This window comes from Rouxiella sp. S1S-2 (genome assembly GCF_009208105.1).
GTDB lineage: Bacteria > Pseudomonadota > Gammaproteobacteria > Enterobacterales > Enterobacteriaceae > Rouxiella.
The window spans coordinates 1774390-1796811 of the sequence record NZ_WFKL01000001.1 but is presented as its reverse complement, the minus strand read 5'-3'; the positions used below and the strand labels follow the sequence as shown (position 1 = coordinate 1796811).

The window sequence follows — 22422 nt, the reverse complement described above, 5'->3', positions numbered from 1 at the left end:
CAAAATGATACTTGTAGTAACATCAAGCTTTGACAAAACTATCGACTATATAGTTAATAAACATGGAGTAAACAATTTTTACAAACTAAATGTAGACTTTTTTTCTGATTACAAAATTTCTTTTACAAGAGAAGGTTTTGTGATTTCATCAAAAAATAATGGAATACTTAGGGAGTCAAATTGCCAATCAATATATTATAGAAAACCTACACCTGAAGATCTTGATAAAAAAATTGACTATAAATATTGGACGCATTGCTTCAGAGAGGTTTTCTCTTTAATAGATGGGATTGTTGAATCTTTTGAGCGAAGATGTTTATCTAAACCCTCGCTAATGAGAAGGGCTGACAATAAAATATTACAAACAAGAGTCGCAGAGTCTTATGGTTTTAACATACCTAACTACCTGATAACAAATAATCATGAAAGTATCGCTATAAGCGGGTTTGAAACAGCAATTGTCAAACCTTTATCTTCTGGTTTGATTGAAAGTCAATATGAGAAAGAATACGTGCAAACAAATATTTATGATAAGAGTAAATGTACGAATTTTTTAAAATTCTCGCCAAGTTATTTTCAAGAATATACAACCAAGGATTTCGAAATTAGAGCTACTTTCGTTGACCAAGAGGACTTCACAGTTAAGATAGAATCAGAGAACAAGATTGATTGGAGAAAAAAAGATAATATCATTTCATACTCAAAATATAAATTACCGCAAAGTATCAAAGAAAAATGTTTAAATTACATGGATAATTATGGATTGAAATTTGGTTGTTTCGATTTTATAATATCCCAATGTGAGTGGTTTTTTTTAGAAATGAATGCAAATGGACAATGGGCTTGGCTTGAGCAAGAAACTGACTTGCAAATATCAAAATCAATATTGAGATATTTAAATGATTAATAAATCTCTTTATTTCTTAGCGAAAATTTTTAATTGCTCGCTGCTACTGCATGTATCACATGATATGAACTTTGATACAGTTGATGGGAAAAATAATTTTAGGGACTTCCGAATATCATTCCTACAAATCCCGCTAGGTGAGAAGATATTATATTTTCTCACCTATAAAATAATAGGGACGACTGTCTTTTCAAGGAAAAATTTTAAATTTTTTTATAGTTTAAAATTTGATTCGATTCAAAAAAGAATTGGTAGTCAATGCATTGATACTCTTGTTAAACAATACGAACAAAATGTATCATCAAAGTTAGAACTAAATCAATTAAATCAACAAGAGGCCTTCCTCACTCAGCGTATTTCTGAATGCAATGATTCGATAAGCAATGTATATAATAGGATATCCTATTATTTAACTATTATGCTGGCTTTTTTTGGTGTAATTACTTATTTATTTACTGTAAATTTCAATTGCGAATTTTTGATAATTCAAACAATTTATTATTATTTGATTTTAATTATAATATTTGACAATATTTCTTTAGCTTTTTTCATAAAAAAAGGACTTTCCGTAAATAGTTTTCACAGATCTTCATTTAAAGACTTAAGGACAGACAGTGGATCAGATGCGCTAGCAAAGTCATTGTATAGAGATTGGACAGCAAGTAAAAATGATACAGAGTATTTTGTAGGTATACTAAAAAACTCAGAAAAGTATATGTATAGAATAATTGTGATTGGTATAATCACGCTGTCGCTTTCCTATATACCACAAGTAGTAAAACCTAGTAACTCAGGAAATAACATTATTATAGAGTCTCACAGCAATTATCCAACCAACAGTTTATATCAGGAGATGCAAAATGAAACCTTATATTATGCTATATAGCGAGACAATTGAAAAGATAGAAATAAATCACGGTGCACTTTTAAGCATGGGACATACTTCTCGCACATTTACAATTGAATCCAGTGATGATGACTCAGCCACACTCAAAAATTGGACAACAATAACCAAAGTAAATGAAGCATCAGATCAAGACCAAATTTCCCCAAGCACAATCAGAACCAATACTACTGAGAGTAGTGATGAAGATTACATCAGCAATTCATTTATAATGAACATACATGAAGTAAAAAAATATTTAAAAGATAACACATTCCTCACAGAATATATTGAAAGCAGCGATGAAGATAGTATAAATACCCCGAAAAAACCCCGTATACCTAATGTTTTAAATATTTAAAAAATTAAATATTACAATAAATAAATTTGAAACTTCGCTGCTATTAATGGCTAGTGGCGAAGTACAATAGTTACGACAAAATTCTACCTTCAATAAACCCCTCAGCCATCCCCATATCCTTCCTAACCGTCCCATCAGAACACTTCCGCCTTTTAGCTATTGCTCTCAACGACACCCCATAGACAAAGTGCAGCACCACCAACTCATACTCCTTTGGCCTGTGCTGTTTTAAACGCGCCACGCAGCCGTCGATCAAAATCCCTTCATCGTCATTACACTGCATCCGAGTCTTTGACGTCGACGGCAGCAGACCTCTAAATCCGGCCGCAACGTTGGAGAAATCCAGCCCGCTGTTATCACTGGCTGCCCAAGCTCCCCAAAGTTCCAAAAGGGTATGTATATCCCTTCCCTCATCTATTAAGCGAGTCATAGCAGCACCGCCAGCAGCTGTTCGCCAGCATACTGTTTGGTATATTCGAAGGAAGCAATTGTCAGGCACGCTAATACCCAAGCATTACAATTAGCGGGCATCGATACTACAGGGGCTGTTTTGTTCGTAGATAGCTGTGTCATTCTCACCTCAATTTTTGAAGGAGACACAGCGGTTTCAAGGGTTATCAGTTGTTCAGGCTGACAACGACACTATAACGCCTCACTTAGTTTTGTCGTTAATCTAATTCAGGCTTTGTGACACGATATCCGGCCTGACCTGCTAGTTCGAGCAATACAGCCAGACTTGCGACATGCTGGTCGGGGCGTAATAATTCTGCGCTCGACATTTTCCCATTTTCAATAAAAACCAGTACCCGCCCGTTTTCAGGCAAAGCAAATTTCACTCCTTTGATAGGTATATAACCTTTCATCCCAACCCCTTGTTTCAACTTGTTTTAACGTGCAATCCCTTGTTGCATCCCTGCCCGCACATGTTCAACAATTAGCCAAAAATAAATCAAATACAAATGCATATAATTAATAGATTTAGTTTAACCACTCCTACATATGTATATGTCGTCTTACAACATATCGATAAATGAAAATCGAGAAATTACAGCTTGTGACTATTAAAAAATGTGAAAAAGATATCGCAAATTATTGACTATGTATAACCACTCTCTTGCGATTGATTTTCACTCAAATGTAAACTTTTCTATAACATCAATTCTCCAGACACCACATTGGCCCGTGACTGAGTAACAACAATTTTTCCCGCTAAGAGAAACCCTCTCAACCTCTCGTTAAAAAATTCACTCATTTAATAATAAAATCAATGAATTAATCATAAAACCTTCATGCTTGCTTCTTATGTAAGCATCACGTTTTGAAACGGTCTAACACTGAATACCAGCAAGCTAATTTTAGTTAGTTATAAAAATCTAAATAAACCTTGCAAATAAATCACCCCACAATTACTGTATATAAACACAGCATCTCTACTGTGTACTAATCAGCTTCAATTAAATTTTAAAAAGGAAATGAGAATGAGTGGTATTAACGATAATCAAGGTGATGGCTGGGGTGTGAGTCAGACACCTTATGGTGATATTACTAACTATGATCCAAGTCAATTTGGAAGTACTTCCTACAAAGCAGGAAGTACTGGTAATAACACAGCCACAGCACAACCAGGAACAACACATGGTGGATATTTAAATTTAAATAATTACAATAAAGCAGCATCAAATGCAGGAATTGGTTCTGACGAACTTGCACGCATTGTAGATAACACGATTAAGTGGGAAGGGCTCGTACATAATATGTATGCGGATACTAAAGGCAACGTAACCGTGGGTATTGGCACTCTTCTGTCTAATGTAGATGATGCAAAAAAAATGAAATTCGGTAAAAGGAATACTTTCCACGCACATGGAGATGACGAAATATCTTATACTTCAGCGAGTGATGATCAGGTCGCAGCAGCATATCAACATGTGAAAGATGTCTTCAATGATCCAACTATTAAGAATAAAAGATCAGCTTGGGCCGCAAGCAGCATTGTTCTTAATGATGATCAAATTGGTCAGTCACTAATAACTCGTACCATTAGCGATCAATCAGCACTGGAGAGCTTGTACTCTGGCTATGGTGACTTCCCAGCAGACGCCAAAGTTGCTTTGCATGATATGATTTATAACCTTGGTCTTACAAATTTAAAAAATGAGTTTCCGAATTTCAATGCAGCCATAAACCGTCGAGATTGGAATACTGCAGCAGCTGAATCTCACAGAACTGGAATTCAAGATGCACGAAATGATGCTACTAAAAACCAGCTACTTTCTGCCGCTAAGGGTTAATATTATGGCCCCCATTAGATGGGGGCTTGATTTTCAAATTGGTGAGTTCTCATCTAATTCTTTGACGTCCCAGATTTTACCTTGGGTTGATTTTATTATGTAACTTTTCAAAATAGATTGAGTACCTTGAGTTACTCCAGAACCAATGGTTATAAAACTGACCAAATCGCCATTTTCATTTTTATAACTTGCAAACCACCATACACTATAGCTTACCCCTTCTTTATCAGAAATCATTTTCCTATCATTAATTTTTAGAGAAGGTGTATATTCGAGAATTGACTTACCGGAGCTATTTTTTTTAATTTTAGCCTGCTCATCTTTGTTTACAAAGTAAGCCTCGCTTGCTGGAAAGTGTGAGAGCACATCTTTGATGTTTGGAGTTTTGGCAGTGTTATCTAAAGTTAGTTTGTTTTCCTTGACGTACCAATCTATGTAACAACCTGTAAGGGAGTTTTTAGCATCTATCCAGTCCGGATCAGATAACCCGTTTATTTTTGATATTTTCAAATCATTCAATCTTAAAAAGGTAAATTGCTTACAATCACTTATGGTTCTTTCTTTACCATCGCTGGTAACTACACTTAAAGGTTTGCCGCCTTCTTGAAGGGCACTTTCTTCAGCAAAAGCATTATGGCTGGCCATAAGAAAGGCTGCCAAGCACACAGACTTCACAGATTTATACTTCATTATTCCTCTCTATCTTTACGGTTTACTTACAAATTACTATAGCAAGATACTAATATCTTAATTAATAATTTAAAATCAATGTTTTTAAAAATGTTTAACCTTTATAAGTCTAGCCCTTAAAATATCAGAATCAGCGTTAGCACAAATTCAGCTCAGCATTGCGCCGTACTTTGCCGATGACCGCGAGCGAACTTATCTCATAAGAGGATAGGAACGGTGTATTTTATAACCCACTTAGTTTGGAAAGAAGCTGGTCCGCCCTTCTCACTTCACATAGCGTTGACCGGCTGCGAGCTGCTGCGCCGGTGTTGAGCCAACGGGTCGTACAGGCGCATTTAATATGGTGCGAACCGGCGGTATAGAAAAACCCTTTTCAACGTGCTTAACCCATTTATCAAGCTGCCGCTTCGCCAGTATGGTGAGTTCTGCCTGTGATAAATGGCGTTTGGCCCCTTCCCGTCGCATTAGTGTGCAGACTTGATAATAGACAGGATGAGCCCAGGGAAAATCTTCAGCGGTGTCGTATTTCCAGTAGTGTTTGATGTAGCGCCAATATTCAGTCATCACCTCCTCCACGCCCAGCCCTAGCGGGTTGACGGAGTACTCACCGGCGATAGCGCTAAATTCTGCCAAATCTGGCGGCCAATGCTCTCCAGCCGAACAGCGGTCCATGCAGCGCTTGGTCGAGAACGCCAATTGATCGTCAGAACACTGCGACACCTTGGCTATCCAGAGCGATGTGGGTGCTGCCCCATTTTTTGCCAACCAGCGATTGGCATAAATCGTCGCCATAGTCTCCCAGAACAACCAAGCCCTGTCGGATACGTTCGGCGTTTCGTGCGGCCCTGACCTGTCGGACAGCATTGCTGACAAATGCGCATCCTGCGGTTGCTTTTGCATATAAACCTCCTGTTTTTTGTCGTAAATTTCTGGTCGACTGCTTACGATAATTCATGATGCTGCGTTCGAACTTCTGCTCCCACTGTGCCTGATTAAAAACTTTGCCACCGGCCTGCCAGAACATCACAAAATTCAGTAACTCATCGGCTACATAGCCAGATACTCGGTGCAAAAAATCCTTCTGGGGTAACCAGTTACCGGTCATGGGAAAGTCTGCGGGATCGCCGATCTCGATAGTCATTGGGGATGACTCGTTCAAAAAATTATCCGCAATTTGAACATCTAACGAAGCCGGCAAAAATTCTTCTCGCGCGCTGTGTGGGGTTTTATTCTCTTTCTCCTGCTCCTTCTCGTTCTCCTTGCTTGCAAGCCCCTCAGAAGCCCCTCCAGGTGCCTTGGGATTTTCGCAGGTAAAATATCGCCGGTTGTGTAGATGATAATCATCCCGATACATCAGGAAAAAGTCCGATAGATAGGGGTTGTCAGGCAATAAGTCATAGGTATTTTGAACACCTTTGCACTGCTTATCCGTGGCCTTTAAGCACCTGCCAATTTGGCTATGCGCCATACCTGGGATCCACACCATCTCAGATTCAGGGTCATAACGGCAGAAACCGACACTTTCAGCTCTTGCAAGCCCCTCCTTAGCCCCTTCAACGCCCAGACCAGTTTCATGGGCCAGATAGATAATCGGCAGATAATAAAGCCCGATCATGTTGGAGTGCGGGCAAGTCATGAGATAGAGAGACACCACTAAAGCCTCGGAACCCAATTCCCTGATTTTTTTCTGAGTGCTTCCCATCCAAAATGTGGGTGATATCTTCGCAAAATCACGCATAAATACTCCTGTTAATCCAGCCGCATAGGGAGAGGTGCTGCCATGATTACCAGCCCTGATTATTTGAAATGATGTGGAAAGCCTTCACCTGTCGCGCCAACTGCTGGTTGATGCGACGTTTGGCTATTTTGCGAATAACGGCGCGCATTGATGTCTTGTTGATCGGCATACTGCCGTAACAAAATTTACCGCCGATGCATCGAAGTCTTTTCATTGGTCATACCTCACGCTATTGGATATGTGCGCACAGTTTGGCCTGTCTCTTCACGACTTTGGCCGATTCAAGAAGGTGATGGTGTTTGGTTTCCATTTATCGAAACTTAGGCAGCAGTGACGTTTGACAGCCGATCGGGAGGGATCCCGTCCGTAAGGTTTGGGTAATCTTCCGCATTAAGATCATGCGGGGTAACCTGAAAAGCCGTGGCCTCTGACCACTGACGAGCAACCTTGCCACGCAGAATGTATCGTCCAGATAAAACTTGGCTTATATATCCTTGTGAACGTCCAACGGTGAGAGCAAACTTGTGCTGAGGGATTTTGTTAACTCTTAGATATTCTTTAAGCTTCATGACAACTCCTTTGTTTGGTCGCCTAAATATTAGTGTTGCGAATATTTATAGTCAAGCGTATTACGCTTTGTCGTTTATTAGCGTTACCAATAAAATGGACTCATGAACGAAAATATCCCAGATAAACTTCCTGATAATGCGGCTCGTCTGCACGCTATTTGGAACAAAAAGAAAGTTGAATTGCGCCTTACTCAAGAAAAGGCGGCAGATGCGCTCGGGTTTAGTACGCAGGCAACGGTAAGTCAGTATCTGAGAGGAAAAATTCCTTTAAATACAGATGCGGTCCTCAAATTTGCGGTTCTTCTCCAGGTAAAACCAGAAGAGATTGATCCCAGTCTGACTGATTTGATGAACTATATCCGTAGCTCTTCGCCTTCTACAGAGCAAGTTGATAGTGTCGGATGGCGTCTGCTAAAGCCCCAGCAAGCTGAACTTATTGAGATTTTCAATCGTTTACCTGAAAGTGAAAAAGAGCAGCACCTCAAAGAGCTGAAAACCAAAACAGAAAATTACGATCGACTTTTTGAAGAATTACTCGCTGCCAGAAAGCAATAATCCTCACTAAATTCCCTTCTTAGCAATTTACCGCCCTCTTGAGGCGGTTTTTTTGTGACTAAATCGCCTTTAAAATCATCGATAAATCATCATTACGCATATTATTATTACTATTACGCTTGATTTTAATAATTCGCATCACTAATATTAGGCTCATCGAACGGCACAGCGCTTTCGAGGGTTTTAGTTCTGACAGCGGGAAAGACTGCATCCGATAAGCGGCGAAAAACGCCGAAAGTAAATAATAATTTTAACTTTGGAGATAATTTTAATTTAACGGAATAAGTTAATTCACTCAAAATAGAGTTCAAAATAGAGGAATGGCCAACGTGACCCCTACATTAAATATAATAAACCTTCATGACAATATCGTTAAGTTAAAACTGGATAAAACGCTAATAGGATATATGGTTAAAACTGAAAGTCAGGGAAAATCACAAGCAATAGTTTTACCTAACGGCTCGACCTTAGGTGACTTTAGCTGCGCAAATGAGGCAATTTCAGCGGTATTAGAAAACTTTACCGGCATCGATCAGAGTAAAATCGTACTGTACCCCAGTGCAATAAAAACAAACGTAATGCTTTTGGCTTTAATGGCTTTCATGAGTGACGTAAACCATTAATTAGCTGCGAACGGTGCTGGCAAGACACGCTTAGTACGCATGGACGATGAGCAGAAAATACACTCAATAACAAAGGGGTGAGAATGATATGGCAAGAACACAAACTTTAGATGAGTGGGCCGTTGATGAGTTCACCATACCCATTCCTAGCATGCCTACCCTGCTTAAATATGCTCAAAATGGCATGATATTCCCTCCACCTTTCAAAGCAGGACGATGCTGGCGTGTTGATAAAACAGCCAGATTTATTGGTATGTCAGATAAGCCAGTTATTAAAAAAAATGACAGTCCACGATTAATGAGGATCCTGGAAGATGGCACGACCCCGTAAATATAACGTTACTGTTCAGGGTCTTTTTTGCTCAACCGATGCCAGAACAAATAAAGTCTATTGGCGATATAAACATCCCATTACCGGCAAGTTTCATGGATTAGGTGATGACAAGGAAGAGGCAAAAGCCATTGCGATTGAAGCAAATGGGAGATTTGCCGAGCAACAAACAAATCAGCTTTTCAAAATTAAAGAACGTGTCAGTGAAAACTTTGGGCTATCAATAACAGTAACAACCTGGCTGGATCGTTATATCAAAATCCAAGAAGACAGACTGAAAGATGGCGAAATAAAACTCAACACGTTTAAACAAAAAATCACCCCAATAGAATTATTCCGACGCGAGTGCGGCCTTATGGAACTGCAATCAATTGGGGCAAAAGATATTGCCAGACTTATTGAGAATTATAAGAAAAAGGGTCAGAGAAGAATGGCTCAGGTCGTCAGGATGGTTTTAATTGATGTATACAAAGAGGCGCAACATGCCGGTGAAGTGAAGCCGGGATATAACCCTGCCTTGGCGACCAAACAACCAAATAATAAAGTCCAGCGCGAACGTTTCAATTTAGAAGAATGGAGAACAGTTTTTGCAGCAGCCGAAACAAGTCAAAGATACGTTCAAAACTCCATGCTTCTTGCCATTGTGACCGGACAACGTCTCGGGGATATTGCCAGAATGAAATTTTCAGATGTTTGGGATGACCATCTCCATATAATACAGGAGAAGACGGGTATGAAACTGGCTATTCCGGTCGCTCTTCGATGCGATGAATTGAGCATGACCCTCAAAGAAGTAATAAGCCGTTGCCGCGACAGGATCATCAGTCCTCATATTCTCCATATCCACCACACCACAGGCCTAGCTAAACGAGGTGGGCCTGTATCGAGTAGTTCTATTACTATGGCCTTCTCCCGAGCCAGGGATAGGAGCGGCCTCAAATGGACCGAAGGCACCCCACCGACATTCCATGAACAACGTTCATTATCCGAGAGACTCTATCGCGCTCAGGGAGTCGATACTCAGAAGCTGCTAGGGCATAAAAATCAGGACATGACAGATAAATATAATGACGATAGAGGGAAAGGATGGGTGGTTCTCGCAGTATAGGATAGGTTGTTTATTGTACAGTTTTGCAGAAGGGTTTTGCAGGAGTTTTGCAGAAGGATCATGTTGTCCTAAAAAAAACGGGACCCTTTCGGCTCCCGTCTCGTGCATCTCGGTTTCCCGACATTACATATTCGCGATCATCGCATCGCCAAACTCTGAACATTTCAACAGCTTAGCGCCGTCCATCAGACGTTCGAAATCGTAAGTCACGGTTTTCTTGGCAATCGCCGCTTCCATTCCCTTCACAATCAGATCGGCCGCTTCGAACCATTCCATATGACGCAGCATCATTTCTGCAGAGAGGATCACTGAACCTGGGTTCACCTTATCCTGACCGGCATATTTTGGTGCGGTACCGTGGGTCGCTTCAAACAGCGCGCATTCGGAACCAATGTTGGCACCGGGAGCAATACCAATACCGCCAACCTGTGCCGCGAGGGCGTCGGAAATGTAGTCGCCGTTGAGGTTCATACAAGCGATAACATCATATTCTGCAGGGCGCAGCAGGATTTGCTGCAGGAATGCATCGGCGATAACGTCTTTAATGATGATATCTTTGCCGTTGTTTGGGTTCTTAATTTTGACCCAAGGACCGCCGTCAATCAGTTCACCGCCGAACTCTTCACGAGCCAGCTGGTAACCCCAATCTTTGAACGCACCTTCGGTGAATTTCATGATGTTGCCTTTGTGTACCAGCGTCAGTGAATCACGATCGTTAGTGATAGTGTATTCAATAGCCGCACGTACTAAACGCTTGGTGCCCTCTTCAGAGCAAGGTTTCACGCCAATGCCGCAGTCCTGTGGGAAACGGATTTTGTTGACGCCCATTTCGTCTTGCAGAAATTTGATCACTTTGTCCGCTTCAGCAGAACCGGCTTTCCACTCGATACCGGCATAGATATCTTCGGAGTTTTCGCGGAAGATAACCATGTCGATATCTTCAGGGCGCTTAACCGGGCTTGGCGTGCCGGTGTAATAACGAACCGGACGCAGACAGATATACAGGTCTAACTGTTGGCGCAGGGCTACGTTCAGGGAACGAATGCCGCCGCCGACCGGCGTAGTGAGCGGGCCTTTGATGGCAACGCGGTAATCGCGGATCAGATCCAGCGTTTCCTGCGGTAACCAGACGTCTTGGCCGTACAGCTCTACAGATTTCTCACCGGTGTAGATTTCCATCCAGGAAATTTTGCGCTCACCGTTGTAAGCCTTCTGAACAGCTGCATCGACAACTTTGAGCATTGCCGGAGTAACATCAACACCGATACCGTCTCCCTCAATAAAAGGGATGATAGGATTATTAGGAACAACCAGTTTACCCTTGGCATCAACGGTAATCTTGGTACCTTTAGCCGGAACAACTACTTTGCTTTCCATTAACCTCTCCTTCAGCGCATTATTTGTTAAATATTTGTAGGATGCGGGTCAATACTACTTGAATATTTTCCCGACGCCAATCGCAAACAATTTTCAAGTATAATGCGCCAATAATTCGCCATCACAACGACTATGAATAAATTCTTTGTTAAAAATCACAGCATTAAACGTTTCAGCACCAAGCCACATAAGGATAAAATTTTGTTAAAAGAGGAACGAAAAGTCCTTCTTTTCAACAAGCCTTTTGACGTGCTGCCACAGTTTACTGACGAAGCTGGACGCGCCACGCTGAAGGACTATATTTCAGTCGAAAATGTGTATGCCGCGGGTCGACTCGATAGAGACAGCGAAGGTCTTTTGGTGCTGACCAATGACGGGCAACTGCAGGCAAAATTGACTCAACCCGGCAAACGCACGGCCAAAATATATTTTGCACAGGTCGAGGGCGTGCCCGACGAAGCTGCACTGATGGCCTTTAGCCGCGGGTTGCCGCTTAAAGATGGGAAAACATTGCCCGCTGGTATTGAGGTCGTAGACCAGCCCGCGTGGCTTTGGGAACGCGTTCCGCCAATTCGTGAGCGCAAAAGCATTCCTACCAGCTGGCTAAAAATCACCCTATATGAAGGTAAAAACCGTCAGGTGCGACGCATGACCGCGCATATCGGCTATCCTACGTTACGGCTTATTCGCTACAGCATGGGTGAGCTGACACTGGGTGATTTGGCGCCGGGTGAATGGAAGGAGATAACGCATGTTTAAACCGAATGTCACCGTCGCCTGCGTGGTTCAGGCCGAAGGCAAGTTTTTGCTGGTTGACGAAATTATTCACGGCAGGCTAACGCTAAATCAGCCGGCCGGTCACCTTGAAGCGAATGAAACGTTGATTGCCGCCGCGCGTCGCGAACTATTTGAAGAAACCGGCATAGACGCAGCCCCGCAATTTTTCATGGGTTTGCATCAATGGCAGGCGCCAGATCAGACCTCATTCCTGCGTTTTTGTTTCGTGATTGATTTACCCGAAATTGTGGCTACAACCCCGCAGGACAGCGACATTTCCGGCTGCCGGTGGCTGAGCGCCGAAGAAATATTTAGCTCCCATCATCTTCGCTCGCCGCTCGTTGCCGAGAGTATTCGCCTGTATCAACAGACCGCACGTTACCCGTTGGAAGTTCTCGGCAATTATAATGTATAAGCCATCACCGTCTGCGGCGTAGCACCATTCACCTGTGCAGCCCTACGTACAACGTGATAAAATTTTGCCTGCTATTTTTTATGCCCCCGAACGAAATGCAGTCGGCGCGCGGCCTTCATCCTCGTGTGGACGGCGTTTAACGGGTTATGATTCTATGTTTTGGAACTGCTATGTCTGACAACAGCCAGAAAAAAGTGATCGTCGGAATGTCCGGCGGTGTCGACTCCTCAGTATCTGCTTACCTGCTGCAACAACAGGGGTATCAGGTCGAGGGACTCTTTATGAAGAATTGGGAAGAGGACGACGATGAAGAGTACTGCTCGGCCGCAACTGACCTTGCCGATGCGCAAGCGGTAAGCGACAAGCTGGGTATCAAGCTGCACACCATTAATTTTGCCGCAGAGTATTGGGACAACGTATTCGAGCATTTTCTGCAGGAATACAAGGCCGGACGCACGCCTAATCCCGACATTCTGTGCAACAAAGAGATAAAATTTAAAGCATTCCTTGAGTTCGCAGCGGAAGACCTGGGCGCGGATTATATTGCAACCGGACACTACGTGCGCCGCCAGGACAGCCATGGCAAGAGCCAGCTTTTACGCGGCCTCGACGGCAATAAAGACCAGAGCTACTTCCTTTATACCTTGGGAAGCGACCAGATTGCCAAAAGTCTGTTCCCAGTGGGCGAGCTTGAGAAGCCAGAAGTGCGCCGTATTGCCGAAGAGCAAGAGTTAGTTACCGCCAAGAAAAAAGATTCGACGGGTATCTGCTTCATCGGTGAGCGCAAATTCCGCGATTTTCTTGGACGCTACCTGCCCGCGCAGCCTGGCCCAATCAAGAGCGTTGACGGCCAGGACATGGGCCAGCATCAGGGCTTGATGTATCACACGCTGGGTCAGCGCAAGGGTCTGGGCATTGGCGGTCAAAAAGACGGCGGTGAAGATCCTTGGTACGTGGTGGATAAAGATGTTGCCAACAACATTTTGTATGTTGCGCAGGGTCATGAACATCCACGCCTGATGTCGGTTGGTCTGATTGCTCAGCAACTTGACTGGGTCGATCGACAGCCAATAACAGCTCCTCTGCATTGCGTTGTCAAAACACGCTATCGCCAGGAAGATATTCCCTGCGTGATTACACCTTTAAACGACAATCGCATCGAAGTTCGCTTCGAATCGCCCGTTGCTGCTGTAACACCAGGCCAGTCTGCCGTGTTTTATCGGGGTGAAATTTGCCTTGGCGGCGGCGTTATTGAACAGCGCATTCCGTTAGTTTAACGGTTAAAGATATCTTAAAGTACAGGGCAGCAATGATGTCCTGTACTTTATCTCTCGTTACCGCTTATCCCTGCCCTCCGCTCACATCCGTACTTCCCTGCCAGGTATTTAACTCAATCGCTTTTGCGCGGATAAAATCCAGCTTGGCCTGCGCATCGACTATGCCCCAAATAGTCCCCTGCTGTTGACGATAAAAACTGTCCAATGCGGCAAAATAGGATTTTTGGTACGTCAGCCAATCGCGCTGGGACTGAACAATGGCTTTTTTTGCCTCAGCGGATTGCCCTTTAAGCAGCGCCTGATATTGCACGTTGAGCTCTTTGTCCCACTCCGCATAGCCATTTTGCAGGCAGGTTTCTGAATCTATCGTTGTTACCGCATTTTTAGAGCAGCTCTGTGTTCGTTGATCTATCGACTTACCCGGCATCTCGGCAACAGCGCTAAATGCTGTCAAAGAAATCATTGAACACACGGCATACCACGCTAACGTCTTCATCTACTCTTCCTTTTTTGATAAATATTGAAAGTGGCTTCTGCGCTTATTTAATCAACAAATCTAGGCGAAGTCTCATGACTAAAGCAAAGTTTAGGCTATAACCCCTATCTTATCGGTTGATGAGGGAGATTCCCTGCTTTTCGGCTCTGTGTTTAGCCGTCATTTTATGGCATGATCTGTCGCCATTAGTTGGACATCCGCAAAAGTCGCAGAACCTTGCTGTCGAACAGCGCTTACAGGAGTAACCGTGGCCAAAAATTATTATGACATTACGCTGGCATTGGCTGGAATGTGCCAGTCTGCGCGTTTAGTTCAACAGCTTGCCCACGAAGGTACTTGCGCCAAAGAAGAGATGACTGTTTCCCTGCGCAGCCTGCTCGAAATGAATCCGGCGTCTACGCTTGCGGTATACGGTAATAATGAAGCTAATCTCAAAATGGGTCTCGAAACGTTGCTGGGCGTGCTTAACGCGAATCGGCAGGGTTTGGGCGCTGAACTTACGCGCTATACGTTGAGCCTGATGGTGCTGGAGCGTAAACTTCATGCCAAGAAATCATCAATGGATCAATTGAGTCTGCGTATCGATCAGCTTGATCGTCAACTGGCTCACTTCGACCTTGAATCTGAGCAGGTTATCAGCTCTCTGGCCTCGATTTATGTCGATATCGTTAGCCCGGCCGGTCCGCGAATTCAGGTTGTGGGTTCGCCGGCGATTTTGCAGAACACCCAGATTCAGGCTAAAGTTCGTGCCTTGCTTCTCGCGGGTATCCGCGCAGCAGTACTGTGGCAGCAAGTAGGCGGTGGTCGCCTGCAGCTAATGTTTTCTCGTAACCGATTGTTCGAACAGGCAAAAGCTATTCTCGCCCGTTGCTGAAAATCTGATTTACCATACCTGCACCGCGCAGGTATGAAATTCTACTGTTAATAAGCTCTGGAGTTGCTACCGATGGAATTATCCTCACTGACAGCCGTTTCCCCCGTTGATGGACGCTACGGTGACAAAGTCAGCGCGCTGCGCACAATTTTCAGCGAGTTTGGCCTGCTGAAGTTTCGCGTGCAGGTTGAAGTACGTTGGCTGCAAAAACTGGCCACCTGCGCAGAAATTAAAGAAGTCCCTGCTTTTGATGCCGACGCAAACGCTTTCCTTGACCAGTTAGTGGCCAATTTCGATGAAAAAGACGCTCAGCGTATAAAAGATATCGAAAAAACCACTAACCATGACGTTAAGGCTGTGGAATATTTCCTGAAAGAAAAAGTGGCCAATATTCACGCGCTGCATGCTGTTTCTGAGTTTATCCACTTTGCCTGTACTTCAGAAGACATTAACAACCTGTCGCACGCGCTGATGCTGCAAACCGCGCGTCAAGACGTCGTATTGCCTTACTGGTTGAAAATTATCGATTCTATCAAAGCACTGGCGCACCAGTATCGCGACATTCCACTGCTTTCCCGCACGCACGGCCAGCCAGCAACGCCCTCTACCGTAGGTAAAGAGTTTGCCAACGTGGCCTACCGTATGGACCGTCAGGTCAAACAGCTGCAACAGATCGAAATTCTGGGTAAAATCAACGGTGCAGTAGGCAACTATAATGCCCACATCGTTGCCTACCCTGAAGTGAACTGGCACCAGTTCAGCGAAGAATTTGTGACGTCACTGGGCATTAACTGGAACCCGTATACTACGCAAATCGAGCCGCACGACTATATCGCCGAACTGTTTGACTGCGTGGCGCGCTTTAACACCATTCTGATCGACTTCGACAGAGACATTTGGGGTTACATTGCGCTTAACCACTTCAAACAAAAAACCATTGCCGGTGAGATTGGTTCTTCAACCATGCCGCATAAAGTTAACCCGATTGACTTTGAAAACTCCGAAGGCAACTTGGGTCTTTCAAACGCCGTGCTCGGCCACCTGGCAAGCAAACTGCCTGTTTCGCGCTGGCAGCGTGACCTGACCGATTCGACCGTGCTGCGTAATCTCGGTGTCGGCCTGGGCTATGCGCTGATTGCCTATCAGGCAACCCAAAAAGGCATCAGCAAGTTGGAAGTCAACGAAGCCAATCTGGTGGGCGAACTCGATCGCAACTGGGAAGTGCTGGCTGAACCTATCCAGACAGTCATGCGTCGCTACGGCATCGAGAAGCCTTACGAGAAGTTAAAAGAGCTGACACGCGGCAAACGTGTTGACGCAGAAGGCATGAAAGTGTTCATCGACAGCCTCGAACTGCCGGAAGAAGAGAAAGTGCGCCTGAAGGCCATGACGCCGGCCAATTATATTGGTCGTGCTGCCACGATGGTTGACGAACTGAAGTAATTTCTCGTAAATTTCAGTCCTGATTCAAAGGGGAGAAAACGTCGGTTTTCTCCCCTTTTTTATTATCGTAACGGCCACGTAATGCCGAAATACTCACAGTATGAAAAAATAACCAGGCGTGCCTTTCTTTTCTCGTTTATATTTCGTTTATATTTTCCATCTTATGGTTGATATCAGGTTTATCTTCTGACGATGATAATGAGCCAAGCCGAAACCGGAGAAAGTTATGCGAATTTTAGTCGTTGAAGATAATGCGTTATTACGCCATCACCTTTCAGTGCAACTGCGCGAAATGGGCAATCAGGTTGACTCGGCGGAAGATGCCAAGGAAGCTGACTATTTTTTGCAGGAGCACGCGCCTGATATTGCTATCGTCGACCTCGGACTGCCGGGCGAAGACGGGTTGAGCATGATTCAGCGCTGGCGTAATCATCAGGTCAAACTGCCTATTCTGGTTCTGACTGCCCGCGAAAGTTGGCAGGATAAAGTCGCCGTGCTTGAAGCCGGTGCTGATGACTATGTCACTAAGCCTTTCCATCTTGAAGAAGTCATCGCCCGCATGCAGGCACTTATGCGTCGCAACAGCGGACTCGCTTCGCAGATTATTGCCCTACCGCCGTTTACCATTGACCTGTCACGCCGCGAATTGACAGTAAATGAGCAACCGGTAAAACTGACCGCTTTTGAATACACTATTATTGAAACGCTGATCCGTAACGCCGGAAAAGTAGTAAGTAAAGACAGCCTGATGCTTCAGCTTTATCCCGATGCGGAGTTGCGTGAAAGCCACACCGTTGACGTGCTGATGGGCAGACTGCGCAAAAAACTGCAGGTGGAGCATCCGGTTGAAGTCATTACAACTGTTCGTGGTCAAGGCTACCGCTTTGATATTCGTGCCTAAAACTTATTCGGCCATAAAACAGTGATCCCGAAAAACAAGAATCCCTTCTCGCTCCGCTCGCGCTACATGATGGCTACCGCCGCAGTCGTGCTGGCGCTTTCTCTCGCCTACGGCCTGGTGGCCGTGGTCGGGTATCTGGTCAGCTTCGATAAAACAGCCTATCGTTTGCTGCGGGGCGAAAGTAATCTGTTTTTCAGCCTGGCGCAGTGGCACGACGATAAATTAACGATCAACGTGCCACCCGACCTGGATATCAACTTTCCAACGTTGGTATTTATCTATGATAGCAACGGCAAGCTGCTGTGGGCTCAGCGCCGCGTACCGGATCTGGAAGCGCAAATCAGCAAGTCCTGGCTCAACAAAGCTGGTTTCTACGACCTTGATACCGACACCCTCACCTCCAGTGAAGTGGTGGGCAATAACCCGCAGGCGCAAGACCGACTAAAATCCTATGACCAGACCAACGCTACCGCCATGACCCACTCGGTAGCGGTAAATACCTATCCTGCAACCTCACGCTTGCCTGCGCTGAACATTGTCGTGGTCGACAGTATTCCACAGGAGTTACAGCACTCCGATTTAGTGTGGCAATGGTTCAGCTATGTGCTGCTGGCAAACCTGCTGCTGGTGGTGCCGCTGCTGTGGCTGGTTGCCTACTGGAGCCTGCGACCTATCAAGTCGCTGATTATTCAGGTTGCCGAGCTTGAGACCAAAGAGCGTGATTTGCTTGATGAGCAGACGCCGCTTGAGCTGCGCGGCCTGGTACGTAACCTGAATATTCTTCTCAGCAGTGAACGTGGCCGTTACGATCGCTACCGCACGACGCTTGCCGATTTGACTCACAGTCTTAAAACGCCGCTGGCGGTCCTGCAAACTACACTTCGATCCCTGCGTAACGGCAAAGAAATGAGCATCGAAAAAGCTGAGCCGATTATGCTGGAACAGATAAGCCGCATTTCTCAGCAGATTGGTTATTATCTGCATCGCGCCACACTGAGGTCCGAGCACCTGATTCTGGTCCGTGAGATCCACTCCGTGCCCGCCCTTCTCGACAGCCTTTGTTCCGCCTTGAATAAAGTTTATCAGCGCAAAGGCGTGGTACTGACGCTGGACATCTCGCCCGAAATTACCTTCATCGGTGAGAAAAACGACTTTATGGAAGTGCTGGGCAACGTCATCGATAATGCCTGCAAATATTGCCTCGAGTTTGTGGAAATCAGCGCTATTCATACAGAAAACGAATTAGTGATTCTGGTCGAGGACGACGGTCCAGGGATCGCCGAGCATCAACGTGAGCTTATTTTCAAACGCGGCCAACGAGCCGATACCCTCCGTCCGGGTCAGGGCCTTGGCCTTTCGCTTGCCAGCGAAATCATTGAACAATATAGCGGCAAAATTCTGATTGGCGACAGCGAGCTTGGCGGTGCCAGCATGCGTATCTCCTTTGGCCAGCAGTATGACAGCGACCAAGCCTAAAAGAAGCGCACTTTGCCCACTCTGGAATACGTCTCGAAGAATTAGCGCTATTGTGAAAAATTGCTGGCGATTGCCTAAGCCAGCACGGTGATGTTCCGTTATAATCCTTGTCAGACATCAGCAATCCGTGGAAAAGACAAATGGATTATCAACTTGATTTAGACTGGGACGACTTTCTCGCGCGTTATTGGCAGAAACGTCCGGTCCTGCTTAAACGTGGCTTTAAAAATTTTATCGATCCCCTTTCCCCGGATGAGCTGGCGGGGCTGGCAATGGAAAGCGAAGTAGACAGCCGTCTTGTCAGCCACGAAAAAGGCCGCTGGCAGGTAAGCCACGGTCCCTTTGAAAGCTACGATCACCTTGGCGAAACAAATTGGTCCATTCTGGTTCAGGCCGTAGACCATTGGCATGAGCCTTCAGCACGCCTGATGTGCCCTTTCCGTCAAATCCCCGATTGGCGAATGGATGACCTGATGGTCTCCTTCTCAGTGCCGGGCGGTGGCGTGGGACCACACCTCGACCAATATGACGTCTTCATCATTCAAGGTACCGGCCGTCGTCGCTGGCGCGTGGGCGAGAAGATTGCGATGAAACAGCACTCTCCGCACCCCGACTTGCTGCAGGTTGAACCTTTCGATGCCATCATCGATGAAGAGATGGAACCCGGTGACATTATCTATATTCCGCCTGGATTCCCGCACGAAGGCTATTCGCTGGAAAACGCCATTAACTATTCGGTTGGGTTCCGCGCACCAAGTTCACGTGAAATGGTCAGTGGATTCGCTGACTATGTGTTATCACGCGAGCTGGGCAGCAAACGCTACAGCGATCCTGAATTGGTCAGGCGCGAACATCCTGCCGAGGTTCAACAGCACGAGCTCGACGGACTGCGTAATATGATGACCGACCTGGTGGCCAGCCCGGAACACTTCAACAGCTGGTTTGGCGAGTTTATTTCACAGTCGCGCCACGAGCTTGACGTTGCGCCACCGGAGCCGCCTTATCAGCCAGGCGAAGTTTACGAGTTTCTCGAATCAGGCGAGGCACTGCAACGTTTGGGTGGACTTCGCGTCCTGAAAGTCGGCGATCGCTGCTATGTGAACGGCGAGCCAATCGTCACCGAGCATACTGCGGCTGCGGATGCCTTAAGCCGTAATCTGAGCGTAACCCAGGCTATGCTCGGCGACGCGCTGGAAGACCCTTCCTTCCTTGCACTGCTCTGCGCACTAGTGAATAGCGGTTACTGGTACTTTGACGAGTAATGTTTGAAGACCCTCTCCCTGCCTACGTTTTCGCATTGCAGGGAGAGGATTGAAGGGCACTGAACTACGAGGAGTTAGCCGTTTTATCTACTGCCACCTTTGGCGGCCTGCTGGCGTAAAGATACAGCACGACTGACGCGATAATACAGAACGCCATTGACCCCACCATCGGCCAGGCGCTGTGCGCCGGGAACATCGCCAACAGTGAACCCACCAGCGCGCCGGTGCCAAAACGAATCGTCCCTGCCAGCGATGCGGCAGTTCCAGCCATGTGCGGGAAGTCATCCATAATCACCGCCATGGCATTCGACGTTACCATTGCGATACAACCCACATAGCCCGCTACACCGAATACCAATGCCCAGAAGCCTAATCCGAAAGCGCTGACAGCCAGCAGCCAAAGGCCCATTGTCAGCTGAATCATCAGGCCGAGACGGAACATTTTTACCGCACCCAAGCGACGCACGTTGCGGCTGTTAAAAAAGGTCAGGATCACCAGAAACACCACGTTCAACGCAAAATAGAAGCCGAAATTCTGTGGTGAAACACCGTTAAGTTCGATGTAAACAAATGGACCTGCGCTGAGAAACGAGAACATGCCGGCAAACGAGAAACCGCTGGCCAGCATATAGCTCAGCACGCGCTTGTGGCGAAACAGTGTGGCAAAGTTGCCCAGACTGGTGCGCATGTGAAATCGCTGCCTGCGCTCTTTGGGCAGCGTTTCTTTAATAAACACCGCGACCAACACTGCCGCTATCAGGGCGGCAATCGCCATCGCCCAAAAAATAGCGTGCCAGCTGAACCACAGCATCAAAGCCCCCCCAAGCATTGGGGCCAGCAGAGGCGCAACGGTCATCACCAGCACCACGAAAGACATCATTCGCGAGAATTCGTCTTTAGTGAACATATCGCGCATCAGGGCATTTATAACTACGCTGGCTGCCGCCGCTGAAAGGCCGTGCAAAAAGCGCATATTGACCAGTTGTTCTACCGAGTTTGACAGTGCACAGGCTGCGGCAGCAATGGCAAAAACCAGCGCGCCCCAAAAAATGACCGGTTTACGACCGAGGCTGTCAGCCATCGGGCCATAAAATAGCTGCCCCACGGCAAAGCCCAATACATAGGCACTCAGCGTCATTTGCACACTGCCAGCCGGAACGCCAAACTCCTGAGCAATCATTGGCATACTCGGCAGATACATGTCGATAGCCAACGGCATCAACATCGACAACAGTCCCAATATCAGGATCAGACCTAAATGGGATGTCCGCGGTTCTTGCACTTTTTACAGCTCCTGTTAAAAATGAAAACCTGTCATTCAGATGACTAGCGAGGAACGACCACGGAGGCAATCTCTGCCTCAGTCAATGGGCGGTATTCGCCTGGTTCAAGGTCTTCGTCCATAGTAATGTCGCCAATACGCTCACGGTGCAACTCAACCACGCGGTTACCCACGGCGGCGAACATGCGTTTCACTTGGTGATAGCGACCTTCGCTGATGGTTAAACGCACCACGTGCTCACTTACCTGCTCAAGCTGTGCAGGCTTGGTCAGCGAGTCTTCATTATGCAACTGAACACCGGCGGTGAACTGCTCGGCGGTATCTTCTGCCAGCGGCAGCTCAAGCGTTACCAGATAGGTTTTTTCACAGTGATGTTTCGGTGAGGTGATACGGTGCGACCACTGGCCGTCGTCGGTCATCAGGACTAAACCCGTGGTGTCGATATCAAGACGACCCGCGGCGTGAAGCTTGTAGGCAACCGGCTCTTCAAGGAAATAAAGCACGGTAGGATGATCAGGATCATCGGTCGAACAGACGTAGCCCTGCGGCTTGTTCAACATGAAATAACGGAAGCCGGTAATTTGCTCCAGCACGTTGCCGTCAAATTCAACAGACATTTCTGGGGTCAATTTTAACGATCCGCTCTTGACCACTTCGCCGTCTACGGTAACACGCTTTGCACGCAGTTCACGCGCGACTAACGCACGGCTTACGCCTAACTGTTGAGATAAAAACTTGTCCAATCGCATTGAATCTACTTAGCCTGTCCTGGCGAGCATGGAGTGC

General features: G+C 46.0%; 27 protein-coding genes. 16 read left to right on the top strand and 11 right to left on the bottom strand.

Annotation, left to right across the window (positions count from 1 at the left end; genetic code table 11):
• Positions 1-4 precede the first annotated feature (4 nt).
• From GA565_RS08335 to GA565_RS08325, 3 genes are read left to right on the top strand one after another with little or no spacing between them, the layout of a single operon-like run.
• Complete coding sequence (locus GA565_RS08335) at positions 5-907, top strand: hypothetical protein (RefSeq protein WP_152198090.1); 903 nt, start codon at positions 5-7, stop codon at positions 905-907.
• The gene (locus GA565_RS08330; protein WP_152198089.1) at positions 900-1793 is read left to right on the top strand and encodes a hypothetical protein; all 894 of its coding nucleotides are present in this window, start codon (positions 900-902) and stop codon (positions 1791-1793) included. The genes GA565_RS08335 and GA565_RS08330 overlap by 8 nt, the downstream gene beginning before the upstream one ends.
• Entirely contained in the window at positions 1768-2151 is a 384-nt protein-coding gene (locus GA565_RS08325; protein WP_152198088.1) for a hypothetical protein, read from the top strand. Before GA565_RS08330 ends, GA565_RS08325 begins: the two co-directional genes overlap by 26 nt.
• Positions 2152-2221: 70 nt before the next feature.
• Here the strand turns inward: GA565_RS08325 and GA565_RS08320 are convergent, their stop codons facing one another.
• Complete coding sequence (locus tag GA565_RS08320; RefSeq protein ID WP_152198087.1) at positions 2222-2581, bottom strand: antiterminator Q family protein; 360 nt, start codon at positions 2579-2581, stop codon at positions 2222-2224.
• A gap of 238 nt (positions 2582-2819) precedes the next feature.
• Positions 2820-3014 (bottom strand): hypothetical protein, encoded by a 195-nt coding sequence (locus GA565_RS08315; protein ID WP_055778897.1) that lies wholly within the window; start codon positions 3012-3014, stop codon positions 2820-2822.
• 615 nt (positions 3015-3629) lie between these two features.
• Between GA565_RS08315 and GA565_RS08310 the strand changes: the two genes are divergently transcribed.
• On the top strand, positions 3630-4442 hold the full coding sequence (locus GA565_RS08310; protein WP_152198086.1) for a hypothetical protein: 813 nt from the start codon (positions 3630-3632) through the stop codon (positions 4440-4442).
• A 33-nt stretch (positions 4443-4475) separates the two neighbouring features.
• Here the strand turns inward: GA565_RS08310 and GA565_RS08305 are convergent, their stop codons facing one another.
• From GA565_RS08305 to GA565_RS08290, 5 genes are all read right to left on the bottom strand, one after another.
• A complete protein-coding gene (locus GA565_RS08305; RefSeq protein WP_152198085.1) occupies positions 4476-5132 on the bottom strand; it encodes a hypothetical protein in 657 nt (218 codons plus the stop codon).
• A 264-nt stretch (positions 5133-5396) separates the two neighbouring features.
• Positions 5397-5852, bottom strand: coding sequence for a replication protein P (locus tag GA565_RS08300; protein WP_152198084.1), 456 nt, complete (start codon positions 5850-5852; stop codon positions 5397-5399).
• On the bottom strand, positions 5836-6870 hold the full coding sequence (locus GA565_RS24755) for a DnaT-like ssDNA-binding domain-containing protein (RefSeq protein WP_226950925.1): 1035 nt from the start codon (positions 6868-6870) through the stop codon (positions 5836-5838). Before GA565_RS24755 ends, GA565_RS08300 begins: the two co-directional genes overlap by 17 nt.
• Before the next feature lie 46 nt (positions 6871-6916).
• The gene (locus GA565_RS24605; protein ID WP_193311885.1) at positions 6917-7084 is read right to left on the bottom strand and encodes a hypothetical protein; all 168 of its coding nucleotides are present in this window, start codon (positions 7082-7084) and stop codon (positions 6917-6919) included.
• A gap of 106 nt (positions 7085-7190) precedes the next feature.
• Positions 7191-7439: a helix-turn-helix transcriptional regulator gene (locus GA565_RS08290; RefSeq protein WP_152198083.1), complete on the bottom strand. Its 249-nt coding sequence runs from the start codon at positions 7437-7439 to the stop codon at positions 7191-7193.
• A 102-nt stretch (positions 7440-7541) separates the two neighbouring features.
• On the opposite strand from GA565_RS08290, the gene GA565_RS08285 reads away from it, so the two are divergent.
• The 4 genes from GA565_RS08285 to GA565_RS08270 all read left to right on the top strand — a co-directional run bounded on the left by GA565_RS08285 (position 7542) and on the right by GA565_RS08270 (position 10056).
• Positions 7542-7994: a helix-turn-helix domain-containing protein gene (locus GA565_RS08285; RefSeq protein WP_055778912.1), complete on the top strand. Its 453-nt coding sequence runs from the start codon at positions 7542-7544 to the stop codon at positions 7992-7994.
• A 329-nt stretch (positions 7995-8323) separates the two neighbouring features.
• Positions 8324-8617, top strand: a complete 294-nt coding sequence (locus GA565_RS08280; protein ID WP_152198082.1) for a hypothetical protein — start codon at positions 8324-8326, stop codon at positions 8615-8617.
• Between the two features lie 88 nt (positions 8618-8705).
• On the top strand, positions 8706-8948 hold the full coding sequence (locus tag GA565_RS08275; protein WP_055778920.1) for an excisionase: 243 nt from the start codon (positions 8706-8708) through the stop codon (positions 8946-8948).
• A complete protein-coding gene (locus GA565_RS08270) occupies positions 8932-10056 on the top strand; it encodes a site-specific integrase (protein ID WP_152198081.1) in 1125 nt (374 codons plus the stop codon). Before GA565_RS08275 ends, GA565_RS08270 begins: the two co-directional genes overlap by 17 nt.
• Before the next feature lie 123 nt (positions 10057-10179).
• Here the strand turns inward: GA565_RS08270 and icd are convergent, their stop codons facing one another.
• Entirely contained in the window at positions 10180-11433 is a 1254-nt protein-coding gene (gene icd / locus GA565_RS08265) for an NADP-dependent isocitrate dehydrogenase (protein WP_084983473.1), read from the bottom strand.
• Between the two features lie 132 nt (positions 11434-11565).
• Here icd and rluE point away from each other — a divergent pair, with 132 nt between their 5' ends.
• The 3 genes from rluE to mnmA all read left to right on the top strand — a co-directional run bounded on the left by rluE (position 11566) and on the right by mnmA (position 13902).
• Complete coding sequence (gene rluE / locus GA565_RS08260) at positions 11566-12192, top strand: 23S rRNA pseudouridine(2457) synthase RluE (protein WP_152198080.1); 627 nt, start codon at positions 11566-11568, stop codon at positions 12190-12192.
• Positions 12185-12625, top strand: a complete 441-nt coding sequence (locus GA565_RS08255) for an NUDIX hydrolase (protein WP_152198079.1) — start codon at positions 12185-12187, stop codon at positions 12623-12625. The genes rluE and GA565_RS08255 overlap by 8 nt, the downstream gene beginning before the upstream one ends.
• 170 nt (positions 12626-12795) lie before the next feature.
• Positions 12796-13902, top strand: a complete 1107-nt coding sequence (gene mnmA / locus GA565_RS08250; protein ID WP_152198078.1) for a tRNA 2-thiouridine(34) synthase MnmA — start codon at positions 12796-12798, stop codon at positions 13900-13902.
• 64 nt (positions 13903-13966) lie between these two features.
• Here the strand turns inward: mnmA and GA565_RS08245 are convergent, their stop codons facing one another.
• Positions 13967-14398, bottom strand: coding sequence for a lysozyme inhibitor LprI family protein (locus GA565_RS08245; RefSeq protein ID WP_152198077.1), 432 nt, complete (start codon positions 14396-14398; stop codon positions 13967-13969).
• A 247-nt stretch (positions 14399-14645) separates the two neighbouring features.
• On the opposite strand from GA565_RS08245, the gene hflD reads away from it, so the two are divergent.
• From hflD to GA565_RS08220, 5 genes are all read left to right on the top strand, one after another.
• Positions 14646-15272: a high frequency lysogenization protein HflD gene (gene hflD, locus GA565_RS08240; RefSeq protein ID WP_152198076.1), complete on the top strand. Its 627-nt coding sequence runs from the start codon at positions 14646-14648 to the stop codon at positions 15270-15272.
• Positions 15273-15344: 72 nt separating this feature from the next.
• The gene (gene purB, locus GA565_RS08235) at positions 15345-16715 is read left to right on the top strand and encodes an adenylosuccinate lyase (RefSeq protein ID WP_152198075.1); all 1371 of its coding nucleotides are present in this window, start codon (positions 15345-15347) and stop codon (positions 16713-16715) included.
• Between the two features lie 226 nt (positions 16716-16941).
• Positions 16942-17616, top strand: a complete 675-nt coding sequence (gene phoP / locus GA565_RS08230; RefSeq protein WP_055778939.1) for a two-component system response regulator PhoP — start codon at positions 16942-16944, stop codon at positions 17614-17616.
• Positions 17617-17637: 21 nt separating this feature from the next.
• Entirely contained in the window at positions 17638-19092 is a 1455-nt protein-coding gene (gene phoQ, locus GA565_RS08225; RefSeq protein ID WP_152198074.1) for a two-component system sensor histidine kinase PhoQ, read from the top strand.
• A gap of 140 nt (positions 19093-19232) precedes the next feature.
• Positions 19233-20354 (top strand): cupin domain-containing protein, encoded by a 1122-nt coding sequence (locus GA565_RS08220; RefSeq protein WP_152198073.1) that lies wholly within the window; start codon positions 19233-19235, stop codon positions 20352-20354.
• Positions 20355-20418: 64 nt separating this feature from the next.
• Here GA565_RS08220 and GA565_RS08215 read toward each other — a convergent pair whose 3' ends face one another.
• Entirely contained in the window at positions 20419-21636 is a 1218-nt protein-coding gene (locus GA565_RS08215; protein WP_152198072.1) for a Bcr/CflA family multidrug efflux MFS transporter, read from the bottom strand.
• Between the two features lie 44 nt (positions 21637-21680).
• The gene (rsuA, locus tag GA565_RS08210) at positions 21681-22385 is read right to left on the bottom strand and encodes a 16S rRNA pseudouridine(516) synthase RsuA (RefSeq protein WP_152198071.1); all 705 of its coding nucleotides are present in this window, start codon (positions 22383-22385) and stop codon (positions 21681-21683) included.
• Positions 22386-22422 lie beyond the last annotated feature (37 nt).